Consider the following 15,578-nt stretch of genomic DNA (forward strand, 5'->3'; position numbering starts at 1 on the left):
CAGCGGGGCCATGCCAACACTCGAAATGGTGGCGGCACAGGCAGGTGTTTCGCGCGCCACCGTGTCTCGAGTGGTGAACGGTTCCCCTAAGGTGAGCCCGGATGTTGCCACTGTCGTTCAGGCCGCCATCGACGAGCTCAACTACGTGCCCAATCGCGCTGCCCGTTCGCTCGTGAGTCGCAAGACGCAGGCCATCGCGATGGTGGTTCCGGAATCGGCAGCCAAGGTCTTCGATGATCCCTTCTTCGCGGCGGTCGTGCAGGGCGTTGCGCTCTATCTCGAAGACACTGATTACACGCTCAACATGATCATCGAGTCAGGGGCTGCATCACACAAGACGCGGCGCTACCTCCTCGGCGGCAACGTCGATGGCGCTCTCGTGGTCTCGCACCACACGGGCGACCACTCCTACTCTGAGCTCAGCCGCACCCTGCCCGTCGTGTTCGGTGGGCGCCCGCTCAGCGACGTTGGCGGCGACAACTACTACGTGGATGTCGACAACTTCGCTGGTGCCTGCACTGCCGTTGAGCATTTGATTGCTTCCGGTCGCACCAAGCTAGCTACGATCGCCGGCCCGCAAGATATGCCCCCGGGCGTAGACCGCCTTTCTGCCTTCCACTCCACTCTTGGCAAGCACGGCCTCACGAGCGATCTGGTGGAAGTCGGCGACTTCTCGCCGCCCTCCGGAGCAGAAGCAATGCGACGCCTGCTGGCCCGAGGTGAGCCCATCGACGGCATCTTCGCGGCCAACGACCAGATGGCCATCGGCGCCTATTCGGCCATCCGCGAAGCCGGGCTCTCCGTGCCCGACGATATCGCCGTGGTCGGTTTCGACGACGACAACTATGGGAGCACCGCGACTCCACCACTGACGACAGTGCGTCAACCCTCCGTCGAGATGGGCCGACGCATGGCCGAAATGATAGTCGGCCTGATTGAAAACCGACCGGTCGACACCGTGACGACCCTCGACACTGAGCTCGTCATCCGCGATTCTGCGTAGCTAGGTTTCGCCGCTGCATCCGCCACAGCGACTGCAGCAGCCTCAGCCGCGACTCCGGCAGCCGTCGAGGCTACTCCGGCGCGAGCGCGAGAACAACTCGCTCGAGCACTTCTCGGCACGCCACAATCGATGGGCGGCTGACGCTCGAGTCGCGCACCGACGTAAAGACGGTGCGTCGGGGAAGGCCGGGCATCGGCCGCAAAGCGACGGTCGGCGTGCGTGTTCCCCAGACCAGACCGGGCAAGATCGCGGTGGCGTGGCCTGATTCAACGAGTCGGATGTGGGCCTGAAGGTCGGCGGTTTCGTAGCGCACGTCGGGCTCTATCCCTGCGCGGCGGCACTGCTGTTCTGCCCAGTGGCGGGATGCGGTGCCTCGGGGTTCCATCACCCAGGCACTCTGGGTGGTGTCGGCGAGACTCATGATTCCGCTCTCGTGAGGAACAGCGAGCGAGAGTTCGTCGGCATAGAGGGGGAGCATGTCGAGATCGGGATGCCGGGGCGCGGCATGGCCGGGATACTGTTCGGCGATCACGAGGTCGAATTCTCGCGTCCAGGTTTCGAAGAGGGCGCTCTCGGGCTCGCGCTGGGTCATCTCGATGCGCAGTTGGGGGTGTTCTTCGGCAATGATGCTGAGCGCTTGCGGAATGATGCCGAGCGCTGCCGATTGGAATACGGCGAGACGTACCTTTCCGCGCACTTCGGTGAGAGAGGAGTGGATCTCCGCTTCCATGAGTTCGAGGCGTTCGAGGAGGGCGACGGTGTGCTCTACGAGGAGCTCGGCTTCGGGGGTGAGCTGCACGCGGCGACCCGCTTTAACGAGCAGGGGAACCCGCGCTTCTTCTTCGAGAAGAGCGAGCTGTTGGGAGACTGCAGACGGCGTGTAACTGAGGGCGTTTGCCACTGCGGCGATGGTGCCGCGAAGCTTGAGTTCTCGCAAAAGTCGCAGCCGTCTAACATCGAGCATTTCTCCGCCAATCGTTAACTAATTCTAACTGAAACCATGCGATTTCCGTCGCTTTTGCTAAAGGCACTCCCGGGCGCACACTGAGAGTTCCAGCCACAACCCCGTTCGGAGGCCTATTCTCGTGAGCATGTCAACTTCTACCGACAACCTCGATGCTTCACACCAGCAGATTGCCGACCAAACGGTGGCCACCGTTCGTCGCTGGCTGGCTGAAAGTGAAGAGTTTCCCACCGACGCGAGTGCCACGCGCCTTGCCGGTGTGCTGAAAGACCCGAACGGACTCGAGTTCACTCTTGGCTTCATTGACACCGTTGTGCGTCCCGAAGATTTGCGTGTCGCCGGCCGCAACCTCGAGCGCCTCACGCACATCATCCCGGCCTTCCTGCCGTGGTACCTCCGCTTCGCGATCATGGTCGGCGGCGGCTTCGCGCCTCTGCTCCCGTGGATCATCGTTCCGATCGCTCGTCGCGTTCTCCGCGGCATGGTTGGCCACCTCATCATCGATGCCACTCCCGCCAAGCTCGACAAGGCTCTCGTGCACTTGCGTCGTGAAGGTGTCAACCTCAACCTCAACCTGCTCGGCGAAGCCGTTCTTGGTGACGACGAGGCAGACAAGCGCCTCGCCGGAACGCGCGCGCTTCTGAACCGGGATGACGTTGACTACGTCTCCATCAAGGTGTCGTCGGTCGTGTCGCAGCTTTCCATGTGGGCTTTCGATGAGACTGTCGACCGTGTTGTCGACCGCCTCACCCCGCTCTACCTGCTCGCACTGCGCTCGCCGCAGAAGAAGTTCATCAACCTCGACATGGAAGAGTTCAAAGACCTCGAACTCACCATCGCGGTCTTCGAGAAGCTTCTTGACCAGCCAGAACTACTCGAACTTGAAGCCGGCATCGTGCTTCAGGCGTACCTGCCGGATGCCCTCACCGCGCTGCAGGAACTGACCCGCTGGTCGATGGCTCGTCGCGCTCGCGGTGGCGCCGGTATCAAGGTGCGCGTTGTTAAGGGCGCCAACCTCGCGATGGAACACGTTGACGCTGTCACCCACGACTGGCCAATGGCTACCTGGGGAACCAAGCAAGACACCGACACTCACTACAAGCGTGTGCTCGATTGGGCATTCACCCCTGAGCACGTGGATGCCGTGCGCATCGGTGTTGCTGGCCACAACCTCTTCGACATCGCATTCGCCTGGCACCTCGCTCAAGAGCGAGGCGTAACACACGGCATTGAGTTCGAAATGCTCCTCGGAATGGCTACCGGCCAGGCCGAAGCGGTCCGAAAGGATGTCGGCAGCCTGCTGCTGTACACGCCCGTTGTTCAGCCGACCGAGTTCGACTCGGCCATCAGCTACCTCGTACGTCGCCTCGAAGAGAACGCCAGCACCGAGAACTTCATGTCGGGGTTGTTCGAACTCTCCAGCAACGAACACATCTTCGTGCGCGAGCAAGACCGATTCTTGGCTTCGCTCGCGAACCTCGACGTGCCGGCTCAGACCACCAACCGCGTTCAGAACCGCTCCACACCTGCTGCGATCATCGGCGACCGCCCCTTCGATAACGTTGCCGACACTGATCCCGCCATTGGCGATAACCGCACGTGGGGTCGGGCGATCTTGGCGCGCAGTGGAGAGTCGCAGCTCGGTATCGACACCGTCACGGCTGGGGCAGTCAGCACCGCCGAACAGATGAAGAGCATCCTCGAGTCGACAACGGCTGCAGGACGCCGCTGGGGTGCGATGCCCGCCGCTGAGCGCGCCGCAATCTTGCACCGTGCCGGTGACGCCATCGAGAACTCCCGTGCCCACCTCATCGAGGTCATGGCCAACGAAGCAGGCAAGACCATTGCTGAGGGCGACGTTGAAGTCAGTGAAGCGATCGACTTCGCGCACTACTACGCAGAGCGCTCGCTCGATCTGGAAAAGATCGAAGACGCCACCTTTATTCCGTCGGGGCTTATCGTCGTTACTCCGCCGTGGAACTTCCCGGTCGCCATTCCGGCAGGGAGCGTCCTTTCGGCTCTCGCCTCCGGCAGCGGTGTCATCATCAAGCCGGCGAAGCTCTCGCAGCGCAGCGCCGCAGTGATGGTCGAAGCTCTCTGGGAAGCCGGAGTGCCGCGCGACGTGCTCACCTTCGTTGATTTGAAGGATCGTGAACTCGGTCGCGTCATGATTGCCGACCCTGCTGTTGACCGCGTCATCCTGACCGGTGCGTGGGAGACCGCAGCAATGTTCCGTTCCTGGCGCAATGACTTGCCGATTCTCGCGGAGACCAGTGGCAAGAACGCGATCATCGTGACGCCGAGCGCAGACCTCGACCTCGCCGTCGCCGACGTCACCAAGAGCGCCTTCGGACACGCAGGGCAAAAGTGCTCGGCGGCCTCTCTCGTGATCTTGGTCGGTTCGGTCGGCAGGAGCGAACGCTTCGAGCGTCAGCTTGTTGACTCGGTACGCACCCTGCGCGTTGGCCTCCCTCAGGACCCGCTCACCATGATGGGCCCGATCGTTGAGCCTGCTCAGGGCAAGTTGCTCAACGCCCTCACCACTCTCGCTCCCGGCGAGAGCTGGCTCGTGAAGCCACGTCAGCTTGATGACGAAAGCAAGCAGTGGACTCCCGGAGTTCGCACCGGTGTCGCGTCGGGCAGCGAATTCCACATGACCGAATACTTCGGCCCCGTTCTCGGCGTGATGCGTGCCAAGAACCTCACCGAAGCGATCGAGATGCAGAACGCCGTGGACTACGGACTGACTGCGGGCATCCACTCGCTCGATCCCACCGAGGTTGCTCGCTGGCTCGATGAGGTTCAGGCCGGAAACGCCTACGTCAACCGTGGAATCACCGGCGCCATCGTTCGCCGCCAGCCCTTTGGCGGTTGGAAGCGTTCAGCCGTCGGCTGCCACGCCAAGGCTGGCGGACCCAACTACCTGATGACCCTCGGGCAGTGGAAGGCTGTAGAGCAGCCCGCCGCTCGCGACATTCAGGTCCGCGGTCTCAGCGACCAGGTCTCTTCGGTTATCAAGAAGGCACAGTCGGGCATGGAGTTCGACGAGTTCGACCGTGTTCGTCGTGCCGCCGAAAGCGACCAGCGCGCGTGGGAGACAGAGTTCGGTGTTAGCCGCGACGTGTCAGGACTCGGCGTCGAACGCAACGTCTTCCGCTATCGCCCGGTGCCCGTGACCATTCGCCTGTCAGACGGTCAACCGCTCGGCCACCTGGTGCGCATGATCGCCGGTGCCGCTCGTATCGGCGCGACCATTCACATCAGCTCGGCTATTCCATTGCCGTCGCTGCTCACCGAATCATTCGAGTCAGGAAATGCCGGAGTCTCGGTTGCTCAGGTTCGTGTTGAGTCGGATGCTCGCTGGAACGAGCGTGCGGCTAAGGGCGAGTTGAAGACGAGCCGGGTGCGCCTCATCGGTGGTTCCTCTGTCGATCTCGCAGAAGCCGTTGGCGGAAACCCTGACGTCGCTGTGTGGTCGGGAGAAGTCACGACATCCGGTCGCGTTGAACTGCTGATCTTCGTGCAAGAGCAGTCACTGTCGATCACAGCACACCGCTTCGGAAACCCCGATCTGGCCATGGCCGCACTCGAGGTCTAAAGAACTCACAGGGTGTGCGGGGATTCGCTACAGCGAGTCCTCGCACACTGCCCTGAGCGTCGTTTAGCCTAAGAGGATGATCCCCTCGATTCCTCTCAACGACGGCCACAGCATCCCCCAGCTTGGTCTTGGCACGTGGCCGCTCAGCGATGCTGAAGTTGCTGTCGTGGTTCCGACCGCCATCGAGCTCGGGTATCGCCACATCGACACGGCGGTGAGATACGGCAACGAAGCGGGCGTGGGCGAGGGCATCCGTCGCAGCGGCATTGACCGCGACGAACTATTCGTTACGACCAAGCTCGATGGCGACTTTCAGGGCGACGACCTCGCGATTGAGGGTCTTCGCGGCAGCCTCGAGCGCCTCGACCTCGACTACGTTGACCTGCTGCTGATCCACTGGCCGCTGCCCGAGCGCGGCGAATTTCTCTCGACGTGGCGCACGTTTGAGAAGCTGAAGGCCGACGGCTTCGTTCGCTCGATCGGGGTCTCCAACTTCAAGCCTGCGCACCTTGAAGTGCTGGCGGATGCGGGCGCTACCGTTCCGGCCGTGAACCAGGTTGACCTCTCGCCGACCAACGCTCGCCTCGACGACCGCGCTTATCACGACTCCCGCGGAATCGTCACGGAAGCGTGGAGCCCCATCAAGGGCGTGCTCGACCAGCCAGTGTTGCTCGAGATCGCGGCCAAGCACGAGCGCTCAGCGGCTCAGATTGCGCTGCGCTGGCACCTACAAAACGGTCTCGTCGCTATTCCGAAGTCGGCCAACCCCGAGAGACTGGCCGACAACATTGCGATCTTCGATTTCGAGCTCGACTCCCGCGACCTTGAAGCGATCGCGGCAATCGACGTGCCCGGCTCTGGCGTTGACTCTGACGAGATCGGGCACTAGCTCGCGCTAGCTCGCGCTAGTTAGCGGCAACGAGCGCTTCGGCACGCACAGTGTCGAGCTGGCCATCGATCATGTTCATCACGGCGTGCATCCGCGGCAAGTGAACGAGGTCGTGGGTCACCAGCAGCGTTGACGTGTTGCGTTCGTCTGTAAGGCGCAGGATGAGTTCGATAATGCTCGCACCGCGCTCCTGGTCGAGTGCACTCGTGGGTTCGTCAACGAGCAGCACCTTCGGGTCGTTCATAAGCGCCCGCGCGATGTTGATGCGCTGACGCTGACCGCCCGAAAGCTGGTGCGGACGCTTGTGCATCTGATCGCCAAGACCGACCGAAGCGAGTAATTCGGCGGCGTGTGTGCGCACGGCGGCACGACGGCCGCGGCTGTGCGGCGAACCCAATTCGTTCATGACCGCGAGCTGTTCGAGCGCGGTCAGCGACGGCAACAGATTGGCCTGCTGAAAGACGATACCGATTGCGTCGCGGCGCAACGCTGTTGCCTCGGTGGCGGACAGTTGGGCGGCATCCACCTCATCGATGAGGACCTGGCCGGAGTCGGGGTGGATGAGGGTCGCGGCAACCGCAAGCAGGCTCGACTTGCCAGACCCGCTCGGCCCGGTGATGCCGGTGACCGTGCCGGGGCGGGCACTGAGCGTGACGTGGTCGACCGCAGTGACGCGACCGTCGCCGTCGGGGAAGGTGAGCGTGACGTTGTTGAGCTGAATCATCGGGTGCTCCCAAGGGCGGTGAGGGGGTCGGCGGTGGTGACGGAACGAAGCGCGAAAGCGGCGCCGGCAAGGCCGAGCGCAATCATGATGAAGCCCGGCAACAGGGTGGTGAGGGGGCTCAGGATGAACGGCAAAGCGTCGCCCAGGAGGGCCCCGAGAATGGCGGTAATTCCGATGCCAATGCCGACACCAATCAACAGCACGATGAGGGCTTGACCCAGCGCATCGCGAACGAGTGAAGGAGTGGAGGCTCCGAGCGCCTTGAGCACGGCGATGTCAGCCTTGCGCTGCATCGTCCACACGGTGAAGAAGGCACCGATCACGAGGGCAGAGATTCCGAACAGCATGGCGACCATGAGCAGCAGCGAACCGATTTCTGAGCGGAACGAGCTGACGGCAGTGAGAGACAACACCACCGAATTGCTGAGGGTGTCTGCTTCACTATTGATGGCATCCCAGTCCGCGTCGCCGGTGACCGCAATGGCGGTCGCATACGCGTCGGGGCTGCCGGTCGTGGCCGAGTAGCCCTGCCAGTCTTCGAGAGTCATCTGCACGACGGGGGTGTGGTTGTACCACCAGTTTCCGCTGACCTTCTCGACTGTGTAATCGGTGCCGGCGATGGTGATGGTGTCACCGGTGGTGACATCAAGGCCGGTGGCGGCATCCTCTGAGAGACCGACCTTGCCGTCGGCGCTCGGGGCCGTCTCATCGAAGTCGGCGACAACGCCGAAGATGGCGATGGCGGTGCTGGACTCGGGCGATTCTGCCTTCGTCTGCGAGACGCCGATCGGGTTGGCCGATTCGACACCGTCAGCAGCAGCCCATATGTTTGCCTGCTTCTCGGTGACATCAGAGTCAGAGAAGCTCGCCTCATCGGCGCCCTTGCTGCTCGGGGTTGCGAACACGAGCTGGTCGGCGGGGAGTGAGAGCACTCCCGAAATGTTCTGGGCAGCGAGCCCACCGGTGAGGCCGCTCAAGAACCCCACGAGCAAAGTGATGAGGGCGACAACGGTGCCAATGAGCACGAATCGTCCGCGGGCGAAGCGCAGATCGCGCCAGGCAACAAACATGGGGAGTCCTTTCGGCGTCGACGAATGCGACAGTAACTAGCCTCCTCGTCTGGGCGCGGTAGGGCATCGGCCGGGAGAGTACCTTTCGTGGCGCTTAGTACGGAGGGCACAATCATCCTTTCGATGGATAGAAGCACTCGTTCACGGCAGTAGGGTCGAATTATGAGCCACACTGCGTTGACCCCCGTTTTTGTGGGGTTGCGCACCAGTTTGCACATCCTCTTTGTCGCTTTGACTGTGCTCGTGGTGGTGCGTGCTCTTGTCGATGGCAACCCGAACATGGGGGCGGTGATCGCGCTCGCGGCGCTGTTGCTCATCACTTACGGTTTCGGCGGTTATCTGGCGCGGCACGCGATGAGTTCGGGGGCGAGCGCGCAGTCGGTCTCGGCCTACCTGTGGGCGCTTGTCTTGTCGGCAGAATGGCTCGTGCTGGTGTGGTTGAGTCCGGATGCCGCCTATCTGGTGTTCCCCCTGTTCTTTCTCTATCTGCACTTGTTGCCTCGCGGCTGGCGCACCCTCGCGGTGTTGGGTTCGACGTTGCTGGCCATCGCGGCGCTTGGTCTTCACAGCGAATGGACCGTGGGTGGCGTTGTGGGGCCACTCGTCGGAGCGGGAGTTGCGATCGTGATTGGTCTTGGCTACAAATCACTCGCGGCTGAGGCTGCAGACCGCGAACTGTTGGTGAAGCAACTCCTCGAGACGCGCGATCAGCTGGCGCAGACCGAACGCGAATCCGGGGTGCTGGCGGAGCGAGCGAGACTCGCCCGCGAGATTCATGACACCGTCGCACAGGGGCTGTCGAGCATCCAGATGCTGCTGCATGCTGCTGAACGTGCTGACCCGGATGCTGTGGGCCTCGAACACGTGCGCCTTGCCCGTGAGACAGCGGCCGCCAATCTCGCCGACACTCGTAACTTCATTCGCGAGCTTGCCCCGGCGGCACTCGTGGAGCAGGGGATGGGCGCGGCTTTGCGTCGTCTCGCTGAAACCCAGTGGCAGACCCCCGAGCGTGAGATCCGGGTGCGGGTGGCGGATGCTCTTGACCTTCCGATGCCCGTGCAGACCGCGCTATTGCGCATCGCTCAGGGGGCGATGGCGAACGTCGTGCAGCACTCGGAGGCAACGCAGGCCACGATCTCCATCGAGCGCAATGATTCGGATGTGCGGCTCATGATTGCGGACAACGGCCGCGGCTTTGACCCCGAACGCGCGGAGGCAGCGTCGGCTCGTGGCTTCACAGATTCTTTCGGACTCACGGCAACCCGCGAACGTGTCGAACAGCTGGGTGGCACGTTGACGGTGGAGTCGAGCCCCGGCGCTGGCACCACGGTGACGGTTGATCTGCTGCTGAGCCCATCGGCGGGGGAGACGGCATGATCCGGGTGGCGATTGCCGATGATCATCCGGTCGTCCGCGCCGGTTTGCGTGCCTTGCTCGAACACGAAACCGACCTCACTGTTGTGGGGGAGGCGGCCACTCCCGATGAGGCTTTTGCGCTCGTGCAATCGGCGAGCCCGAGTGTGATTTTGATGGATTTGCAGTTCGGCGAGCTGGAGTCAGGCGCGGATGTCACGCGCCGCATCCGCGCGCTCGATGCTGCCCCGTATGTGCTGGTTCTCACCAACTACGACACCGATGGCGACATCCTGGGGGCCGTAGAAGCCGGTGCCAGTGGGTACCTGCTCAAGGACGCTCCACCGCATGAGTTGATTGCGGCCGTTCGTGCTGCGGCTGCGGGCGAGAGCGCTTTGGCTCCCGTAATCGCTGGCCGATTGCTCGACCGGATGCGGGCTCCGCAAGTGAGTCTGAGCAAGCGCGAGATCGAGGTGCTGGAGCGCGTTGCCGCCGGGATGTCGAACGCGGCGATCGCGGGAGAAATCTTTGTCTCGCAAACGACGGTGAAGTCGCACCTGGTGCACATTTTTTCGAAGCTGAATGTGTCGTCGCGTACCGCTGCAGTGTCGAAGGCACGCGAACTGGGAGTGCTGCGGTAGTTCAGGCTGCTGCGTCAGTTCGGCGGGCTGCGCCAGCTCGACGTGCTGCGGTAGGTCTGGCCGACTAGCCCTTGAGGGCGATAGCGACGAAACGCTGTGCTTCGTCGGTGCTGATTCCGAGCTCGGCTGCGCGGTTGGCGTAGGCCCTGGCCTCAAGTTGGAGAAGCGCTGCGGCATCGCCGGGCTGGGCTTTTACGACGGTGCCGTTGCGGCCGCGCGAGTGCAGAAAACCGTCGGCCTCGAGTTCGCGGTAGGCCCGCGCCACCGTGTTGGGCGCGATGCCCAGGTCGGTGGCCAGCTGACGCACGGTCGCTAGCTTGGTGCCGGCCAGAAGCTCGCCGCTCGTGATCTGGGCGATCGCCTGAGCTTTGATCTGCTCAAACGGAGGAATGGATGCTGCGGTGTCGATCTCAAAAGTGACAGGACTTTCGGTCGGTGTGCGACGCCACGATTCAGCCATGGTTGATTCTCTCACACGGGGTTTGGCGGCATCCGAAGCTCTTCACAGCATTGCCTGAGTCTCTTGTGCGCGCCCCTAGAGACGATGCGGCAATGGTCGTAGAGTTCACACCATAGGCAGTGGCAACTCCGTGAAAAAACGTGGGAGGCACGATATGGGCAAGCAGCATGTGATGTGGTTCGAGGACCTTGGCATTGGAGATGTTCCGATTGTCGGGGGGAAGAATGCATCGCTGGGCGAAATGGTTCGCACTCTCGAAAGCGAGGGGGTGAGGGTGCCGCCAGGGTTCGCGACTACTGCCGATGCCTATCGATCATTCGTTGATGCGAACGGGATTGCAACAGCCGCACGGGCGCAGCTTGATCGCTTTCATGCCGGGAGTGCGAGCTTGCGCGAAACGGGGGAAGCGCTGCGCGAGTTGTTCCTCAGCAGCGAGTTTCCTGAGGGCATTGCGGAAGAGATCCGCGCTTCCTATCGCCAGCTTGCCGCCCGTTCGGGCGAGACAAACCCCGCGGTTGCAGTGCGCAGCAGCGCCACGGCCGAAGACCTTCCCGATGCCAGTTTCGCCGGTCAGCAAGAGACCTTCCTGAATGTGCGGGGTGAGCGAGAGCTTCTGGATGCCTGCCGGCGCTGCTATGCCTCGTTGTTTACCGACCGCGCGATCAGCTATCGAGAGGTCAAGGAATTTGATCATCTGGATGCGGCGCTGTCGATTGGCGTGCAGCGTATGGTGCGGTCGGATGTTGGCGGCTCCGGGGTGATGTTCTCTATCGACACGGAGAGCGGTTTTCCCCGTGTCGCGGTAATTAGCGCCGCGTGGGGACTCGGCGAAACTGTTGTTCAGGGAACGGTAAACCCCGACAAGTACCTCGTGTTCAAACCCCTGTTGGAGATGCCGGGGTGTTCGCCGATTGTCGAAAAAACTCTGGGCGCCAAGTCGCGCAAGATGATTTACAGCAAGGGCGGCAGCGCGCGCACGCGCATGGTCGATACCTCGGAGCGGGAACAGCAGTCGTTCGTGCTTGTTGATGCCGAAATTCTGCAGTTAGCGCGCTGGGCAGTGGTCGTCGAGGCGCACTATGGCCGCCCGATGGATATGGAATGGGCCAAGGATGGCGTGACGGGCGAGTTGTTCATTGTGCAAGCGCGCCCCGAGACCGTGCAGGCGCGCAAGACAGGTACGCGATTCACCACCCACCATCTCACTCAGGATGGCCCGCTTCTGATCTCCGGCGCCGCCATCGGCGATGCAATTGCCACCGGTTCGGCGTGTGTGATTCGGGACCCCGCCGATATCGAGAACTTTCGTGACGGGGCCATTCTGGTCACCGAAATGACCGACCCGGACTGGGTGCCGATCATGACCCGGGCCTCGGGAATCGTCACTGATCATGGTGGCCCGACAAGCCATGCGGCGATCGTCAGCCGTGAACTCGGTATCCCCGCTGTCGTAGGAACCGGCACCGCTACCGAGGTGCTGAAAGAGGGCCAAGAAATCACCCTGTCCTGTGCGGAAGGCGACCAAGGCCACATCTACGAGGGCACCCTCACCTTTGAGACCGAGGAGCTTGACCCCGCGACGCTGTCGGAAACACGCACAGCAGTGATGGTGAATATCGCGAGCCCAGCAGCAGCCTTCCAATGGTGGCGGTTGCCCGCAGCCGGGGTTGGTCTAGCCCGGATGGAATTCATCATCAATAATCTGATCACGATTCATCCGATGGCCCTGGTGCATCCCGAACTGGTCACTGACGAGGGTGAGCGTCAACAGATCGAGGAGCTCACGCGCGGTTTTGACGACCCCACGGAGTTCTTTGTGGAGACCCTGGCGCTAGGGATTGCCAAACTTGCTACGCCGTATCATCCGCTGCCCGTGATCGTGAGGCTCAGCGACTTCAAAACGAATGAGTACGCGCACCTCATTGGCGGCAGTGTTTTCGAACACTCTGAAGAGAACCCGATGCTCGGCTTCCGGGGAGCGTCGCGCTATTACAGCCCGCGCTATCGCGAAGGCTTCGACCTTGAATGTCGCGCGCTCAAGCGCGTGCGCGAGCAGATCGGATTCGCCAACATCATCATCATGGTGCCGTTCTGTCGCACTGTGGCCGAGGCCGATCGTGTTCTGGACGTGATGGCAGAGAACGGCTTGGTGCGAGGCGAAAATGGGCTTCAGATTTACATGATGTGCGAGATTCCCGCCAACGTGATTTTGGCTGAAAAGTTCGCCACCCGGTTCGATGGTTTCTCGATCGGTTCCAACGACTTGACGCAATTAGTGCTTGGTGTTGATCGAGACTCAGAGGAGTTGGCAGCGCTTTTTGACGAGCGGGATGACGCGGTCACGTCCATGATCAGCCAAGCCATCCAGAAAGCGCACGCCGCCGGAATCAAAATCGGAATTTGCGGGCAGGGCCCCAGCAATTACCCCGACTTTGCGGCGTTCCTCGTCAACGAGGGAATCGACTCCATTTCGCTCAACCCCGACAGCTTCATGAAGACGGTTCCCCATATTGCTGACGCTGAGGCTGCCGTCGAGGCGCGCGACCGCTAAGTTGTGGACGCTCGAAAAATGCTGCTGATCGATTCTTCGAGCGTTGCGGTGAACTCGTCGTCGCTCTGCTGAATGGTGAGCCCCTCCGTGAGCGCACGCGAAAAGCTCGCGACTACGCCGTGCTGACGGGATAGTCGAGCGTTGGCTTCTGCACGGCTGTAGCCGCCTGAGAGCGCGAGCACTCGCAGCACATTCGGGTGGGCCACGAGGTCTGCGTAAAAGTCATCGACTTCGGGAAGCGTCAGCTTGAGCATGACGTACTGGTCTGCGCCGAGGGAGTCGAGCTGTTCGAGAATCGCGGCCTTGAGCATCCGCTCGGCTTCATGCTTGCTTGGCGAATGGATGTCGATCTCAGGCTCAATGATGGGCACAAGACCGGCCGCCAGAATCTGACGGCTGATCTCGAATTGTTGGTCAACGATTGCCTGCACGCCTGCCGCGTTACCAAGCAGGATCAGTGATCGCATTTTGGTGCCGAAGATGCCGTTATCGAGAGCGCGGGCCAGCACCGCGTCGAGTCCGGGCAGCGGGTTCATCAACTGGGCTCCGTCGACCTCGCGCTGGAGGCCTTTGTCTACCTTGAGAAAGGGAACGATGTTCTTGACGTCCCACAGGTAGTCGGCGCTCGGGCGACCCTCGATCTGGCGGTCCATCGTCTGCTCGAAGAGGATGGCACCCAGGATGCGGTCACCGCTGAAGCTGGCGTTGGTGACGATACGTGTGCGCATCGCATGGACGAGATCGAACATCTCCTCGTCGTCAGAGTAGGAGTCATCCTGAATGCCATAGAGCTTTAGAGCTTTAGAGCTTTGGGTGTGCTGCCACCGCTCTGGTCGAGCGCCGCAATGAAGCCGTCAGCGTCCTTGATCTTGGTGAACTGCAATTCATTCATGGTTATGCTCCTCTTCGTTTCGCCTAGTAGCGTGTGGCCTCCGGAAGCACTAGTTCGAGAGCTTCTACTTCCTTAAGGGCACACATCTCGGTCGCCGGCGTCGCTGCCGTTGCGCTGCCCGCAGCGACAGCAGAACGGAATGCACGTTCAGGATCTTGCCCCTGTGACAGTCGCCACACAAACGCTCCCAGAAATGCATCACCAGCACCGACAGCACTCTGCACCCGCACCGTGGGCACTGGCAGCCGGATGACGCCGGAGGCGGAGGCGAGCACGGCGCCGGCCTCGCCAAGAGTCAAAGCAACGAGTTGGGCGGAGCCGCGAGCGACAAGCTCGGCGGCGGCATCCACTTGACTCTGTTCGGTGGTGAGCTCTCGGCCCACGAGTTCACTCAGTTCGCGGAGGCTCGGTTTCACAAGGTAGACACCTTCGGCGAGGGCATCGGTGAGCGCTTCGCCAGACGTGTCGATGATCGAGCGTGCACCCTTCTGGTGCGCCAATCGTGCCACTTGAGCGTAGAAATCTGTCGGCACTCCGGGCGGCAGACTGCCGCTGGCCACAACATAGCCACCGGGAATGATCGCTGCTTCTAGCGTTGCAAGGCAGCGTTGCCACTCGGCTTCGCGAAACTCTGGGCCCTGCAGCACGAACCGAAACTGTTGGCCCGAATCGTTTTCGTCAACGGTGAAGCTCTCCCGAGTCGTGCCAGCGATGGGCACCGCGAGGCTGGGAACGCCTTCTGTCTCGAGCAACTGTTGATAGGTGGCTCCCGTGAGGCCACCAGCCGCGTAGATGGCAAGGGCGTCCCCGCCGAGTTTGTGGATGGTGCGCGCCACATTCACGCCGCCTCCGCCAGGGTCGATGCGGCTGGGGCCACAGCGCATCTTGTGATCCTTAATCACCCGTGGAGTCGACGTGCTGATGTCGAGCGCGGGGTTGACCGTCAGGGTCACGATGGGCCGCCCTGTCGTGGACAGCGGGGGAGTAACGGATGCCATAATCCCCACTTTATGGCGTTGTTACCGCCCCATCGAACGGTTTAGCTCTCGGTGGAAGGGATATCCATTCCGAGCTCGTTCAGAGGCGAGTTGTCGACGGGCTCCGGCAGGTGTTCAGCAGGGCAGTCGAGAAGCGTCTCCGGCGTCGAGTGGTCGATGTAATGTTCTGACATTGGCCGCCCACACACGGGACACACGGCATCCGCAACCTTCGAGACCACGGCGTCGTAGGGCCCCACATCGGGTATGCCCAGAACGGGAAACAGTTTGTGGTTCAGCCAATCGATGAATCTGACGTAGCCGTCCAGACCAGATTCTTCGCCCTCGTCTTTAGTGTGCTCTTGTTCGCTCATAACCTCAGCGTAGCCACGGGTGTCGGCAAGCGTAAGGGGTAGGAAGGGTCCAGTATTGCCGGGCATCCGCACAGGATCGCAC

Annotated in this window: 12 protein-coding genes and 1 pseudogene; 6 read left to right on the forward strand and 7 right to left on the reverse strand. The window is 61.9% G+C overall.

What is annotated here, in order from left to right; translation table 11 throughout:
- The first annotated feature begins 10 nt into the window (after positions 1-10).
- Entirely contained in the window at positions 11-1,003 is a 993-nt protein-coding gene (locus tag I6E52_RS09150) for a LacI family DNA-binding transcriptional regulator (RefSeq protein ID WP_197156525.1), read from the forward strand.
- A gap of 70 nt (positions 1,004-1,073) precedes the next feature.
- On the opposite strand, the gene I6E52_RS09155 is transcribed toward I6E52_RS09150, so the two are convergent.
- Complete coding sequence (locus tag I6E52_RS09155; RefSeq protein ID WP_197156527.1) at positions 1,074-1,967, reverse strand: LysR family transcriptional regulator; 894 nt, start codon at positions 1,965-1,967, stop codon at positions 1,074-1,076.
- Between the two features lie 127 nt (positions 1,968-2,094).
- On the opposite strand from I6E52_RS09155, the gene I6E52_RS09160 reads away from it, so the two are divergent.
- Complete coding sequence (locus I6E52_RS09160) at positions 2,095-5,565, forward strand: bifunctional proline dehydrogenase/L-glutamate gamma-semialdehyde dehydrogenase (protein WP_197156529.1); 3,471 nt, start codon at positions 2,095-2,097, stop codon at positions 5,563-5,565.
- 76 nt (positions 5,566-5,641) lie between these two features.
- On the forward strand, positions 5,642-6,454 hold the full coding sequence (locus tag I6E52_RS09165) for an aldo/keto reductase (protein WP_197156531.1): 813 nt from the start codon (positions 5,642-5,644) through the stop codon (positions 6,452-6,454).
- Between the two features lie 16 nt (positions 6,455-6,470).
- Here I6E52_RS09165 and I6E52_RS09170 read toward each other — a convergent pair whose 3' ends face one another.
- Both I6E52_RS09170 and I6E52_RS09175 read right to left on the reverse strand, forming a co-directional pair.
- Positions 6,471-7,178 carry an ABC transporter ATP-binding protein gene (locus I6E52_RS09170; protein ID WP_197156533.1) on the reverse strand — a complete coding sequence of 236 codons (708 nt, stop codon included), beginning with the start codon at positions 7,176-7,178 and terminating at the stop codon, positions 6,471-6,473.
- Positions 7,175-8,248 carry an FtsX-like permease family protein gene (locus I6E52_RS09175; RefSeq protein ID WP_197156535.1) on the reverse strand — a complete coding sequence of 358 codons (1,074 nt, stop codon included), beginning with the start codon at positions 8,246-8,248 and terminating at the stop codon, positions 7,175-7,177. Before I6E52_RS09175 ends, I6E52_RS09170 begins: the two co-directional genes overlap by 4 nt.
- Before the next feature lie 162 nt (positions 8,249-8,410).
- On the opposite strand from I6E52_RS09175, the gene I6E52_RS09180 reads away from it, so the two are divergent.
- Complete coding sequence (locus tag I6E52_RS09180) at positions 8,411-9,625, forward strand: sensor histidine kinase (protein WP_197156537.1); 1,215 nt, start codon at positions 8,411-8,413, stop codon at positions 9,623-9,625.
- The gene (locus I6E52_RS09185) at positions 9,622-10,242 is read left to right on the forward strand and encodes a response regulator transcription factor (protein WP_197156539.1); all 621 of its coding nucleotides are present in this window, start codon (positions 9,622-9,624) and stop codon (positions 10,240-10,242) included. Before I6E52_RS09180 ends, I6E52_RS09185 begins: the two co-directional genes overlap by 4 nt.
- A 64-nt stretch (positions 10,243-10,306) precedes the next feature.
- On the opposite strand, the gene I6E52_RS09190 is transcribed toward I6E52_RS09185, so the two are convergent.
- Positions 10,307-10,702, reverse strand: coding sequence for a GntR family transcriptional regulator (locus I6E52_RS09190; RefSeq protein WP_197137604.1), 396 nt, complete (start codon positions 10,700-10,702; stop codon positions 10,307-10,309).
- A 154-nt stretch (positions 10,703-10,856) separates the two neighbouring features.
- Here I6E52_RS09190 and ppsA point away from each other — a divergent pair, with 154 nt between their 5' ends.
- Complete coding sequence (gene ppsA / locus I6E52_RS09195; RefSeq protein ID WP_197156541.1) at positions 10,857-13,253, forward strand: phosphoenolpyruvate synthase; 2,397 nt, start codon at positions 10,857-10,859, stop codon at positions 13,251-13,253.
- On the opposite strand, the pseudogene I6E52_RS09200 reads toward ppsA, so the two are convergent.
- From I6E52_RS09200 to I6E52_RS09210, 3 genes and pseudogenes are all read right to left on the reverse strand, one after another.
- Positions 13,250-14,145, reverse strand: a pseudogene (locus I6E52_RS09200) (fructose bisphosphate aldolase). The gene ppsA and the pseudogene I6E52_RS09200 overlap by 4 nt on opposite strands.
- A gap of 23 nt (positions 14,146-14,168) precedes the next feature.
- Complete coding sequence (locus I6E52_RS09205; protein ID WP_197156543.1) at positions 14,169-15,143, reverse strand: 1-phosphofructokinase family hexose kinase; 975 nt, start codon at positions 15,141-15,143, stop codon at positions 14,169-14,171.
- A 41-nt stretch (positions 15,144-15,184) separates the two neighbouring features.
- Positions 15,185-15,496, reverse strand: a complete 312-nt coding sequence (locus I6E52_RS09210; RefSeq protein ID WP_231601807.1) for a hypothetical protein — start codon at positions 15,494-15,496, stop codon at positions 15,185-15,187.
- Positions 15,497-15,578 lie beyond the last annotated feature (82 nt).

Origin of the sequence: Salinibacterium sp. NG253 (genome assembly GCF_015864945.1) — a bacterium.
Taxonomy (GTDB): Bacteria; Actinomycetota; Actinomycetes; order Actinomycetales; family Microbacteriaceae; genus Rhodoglobus.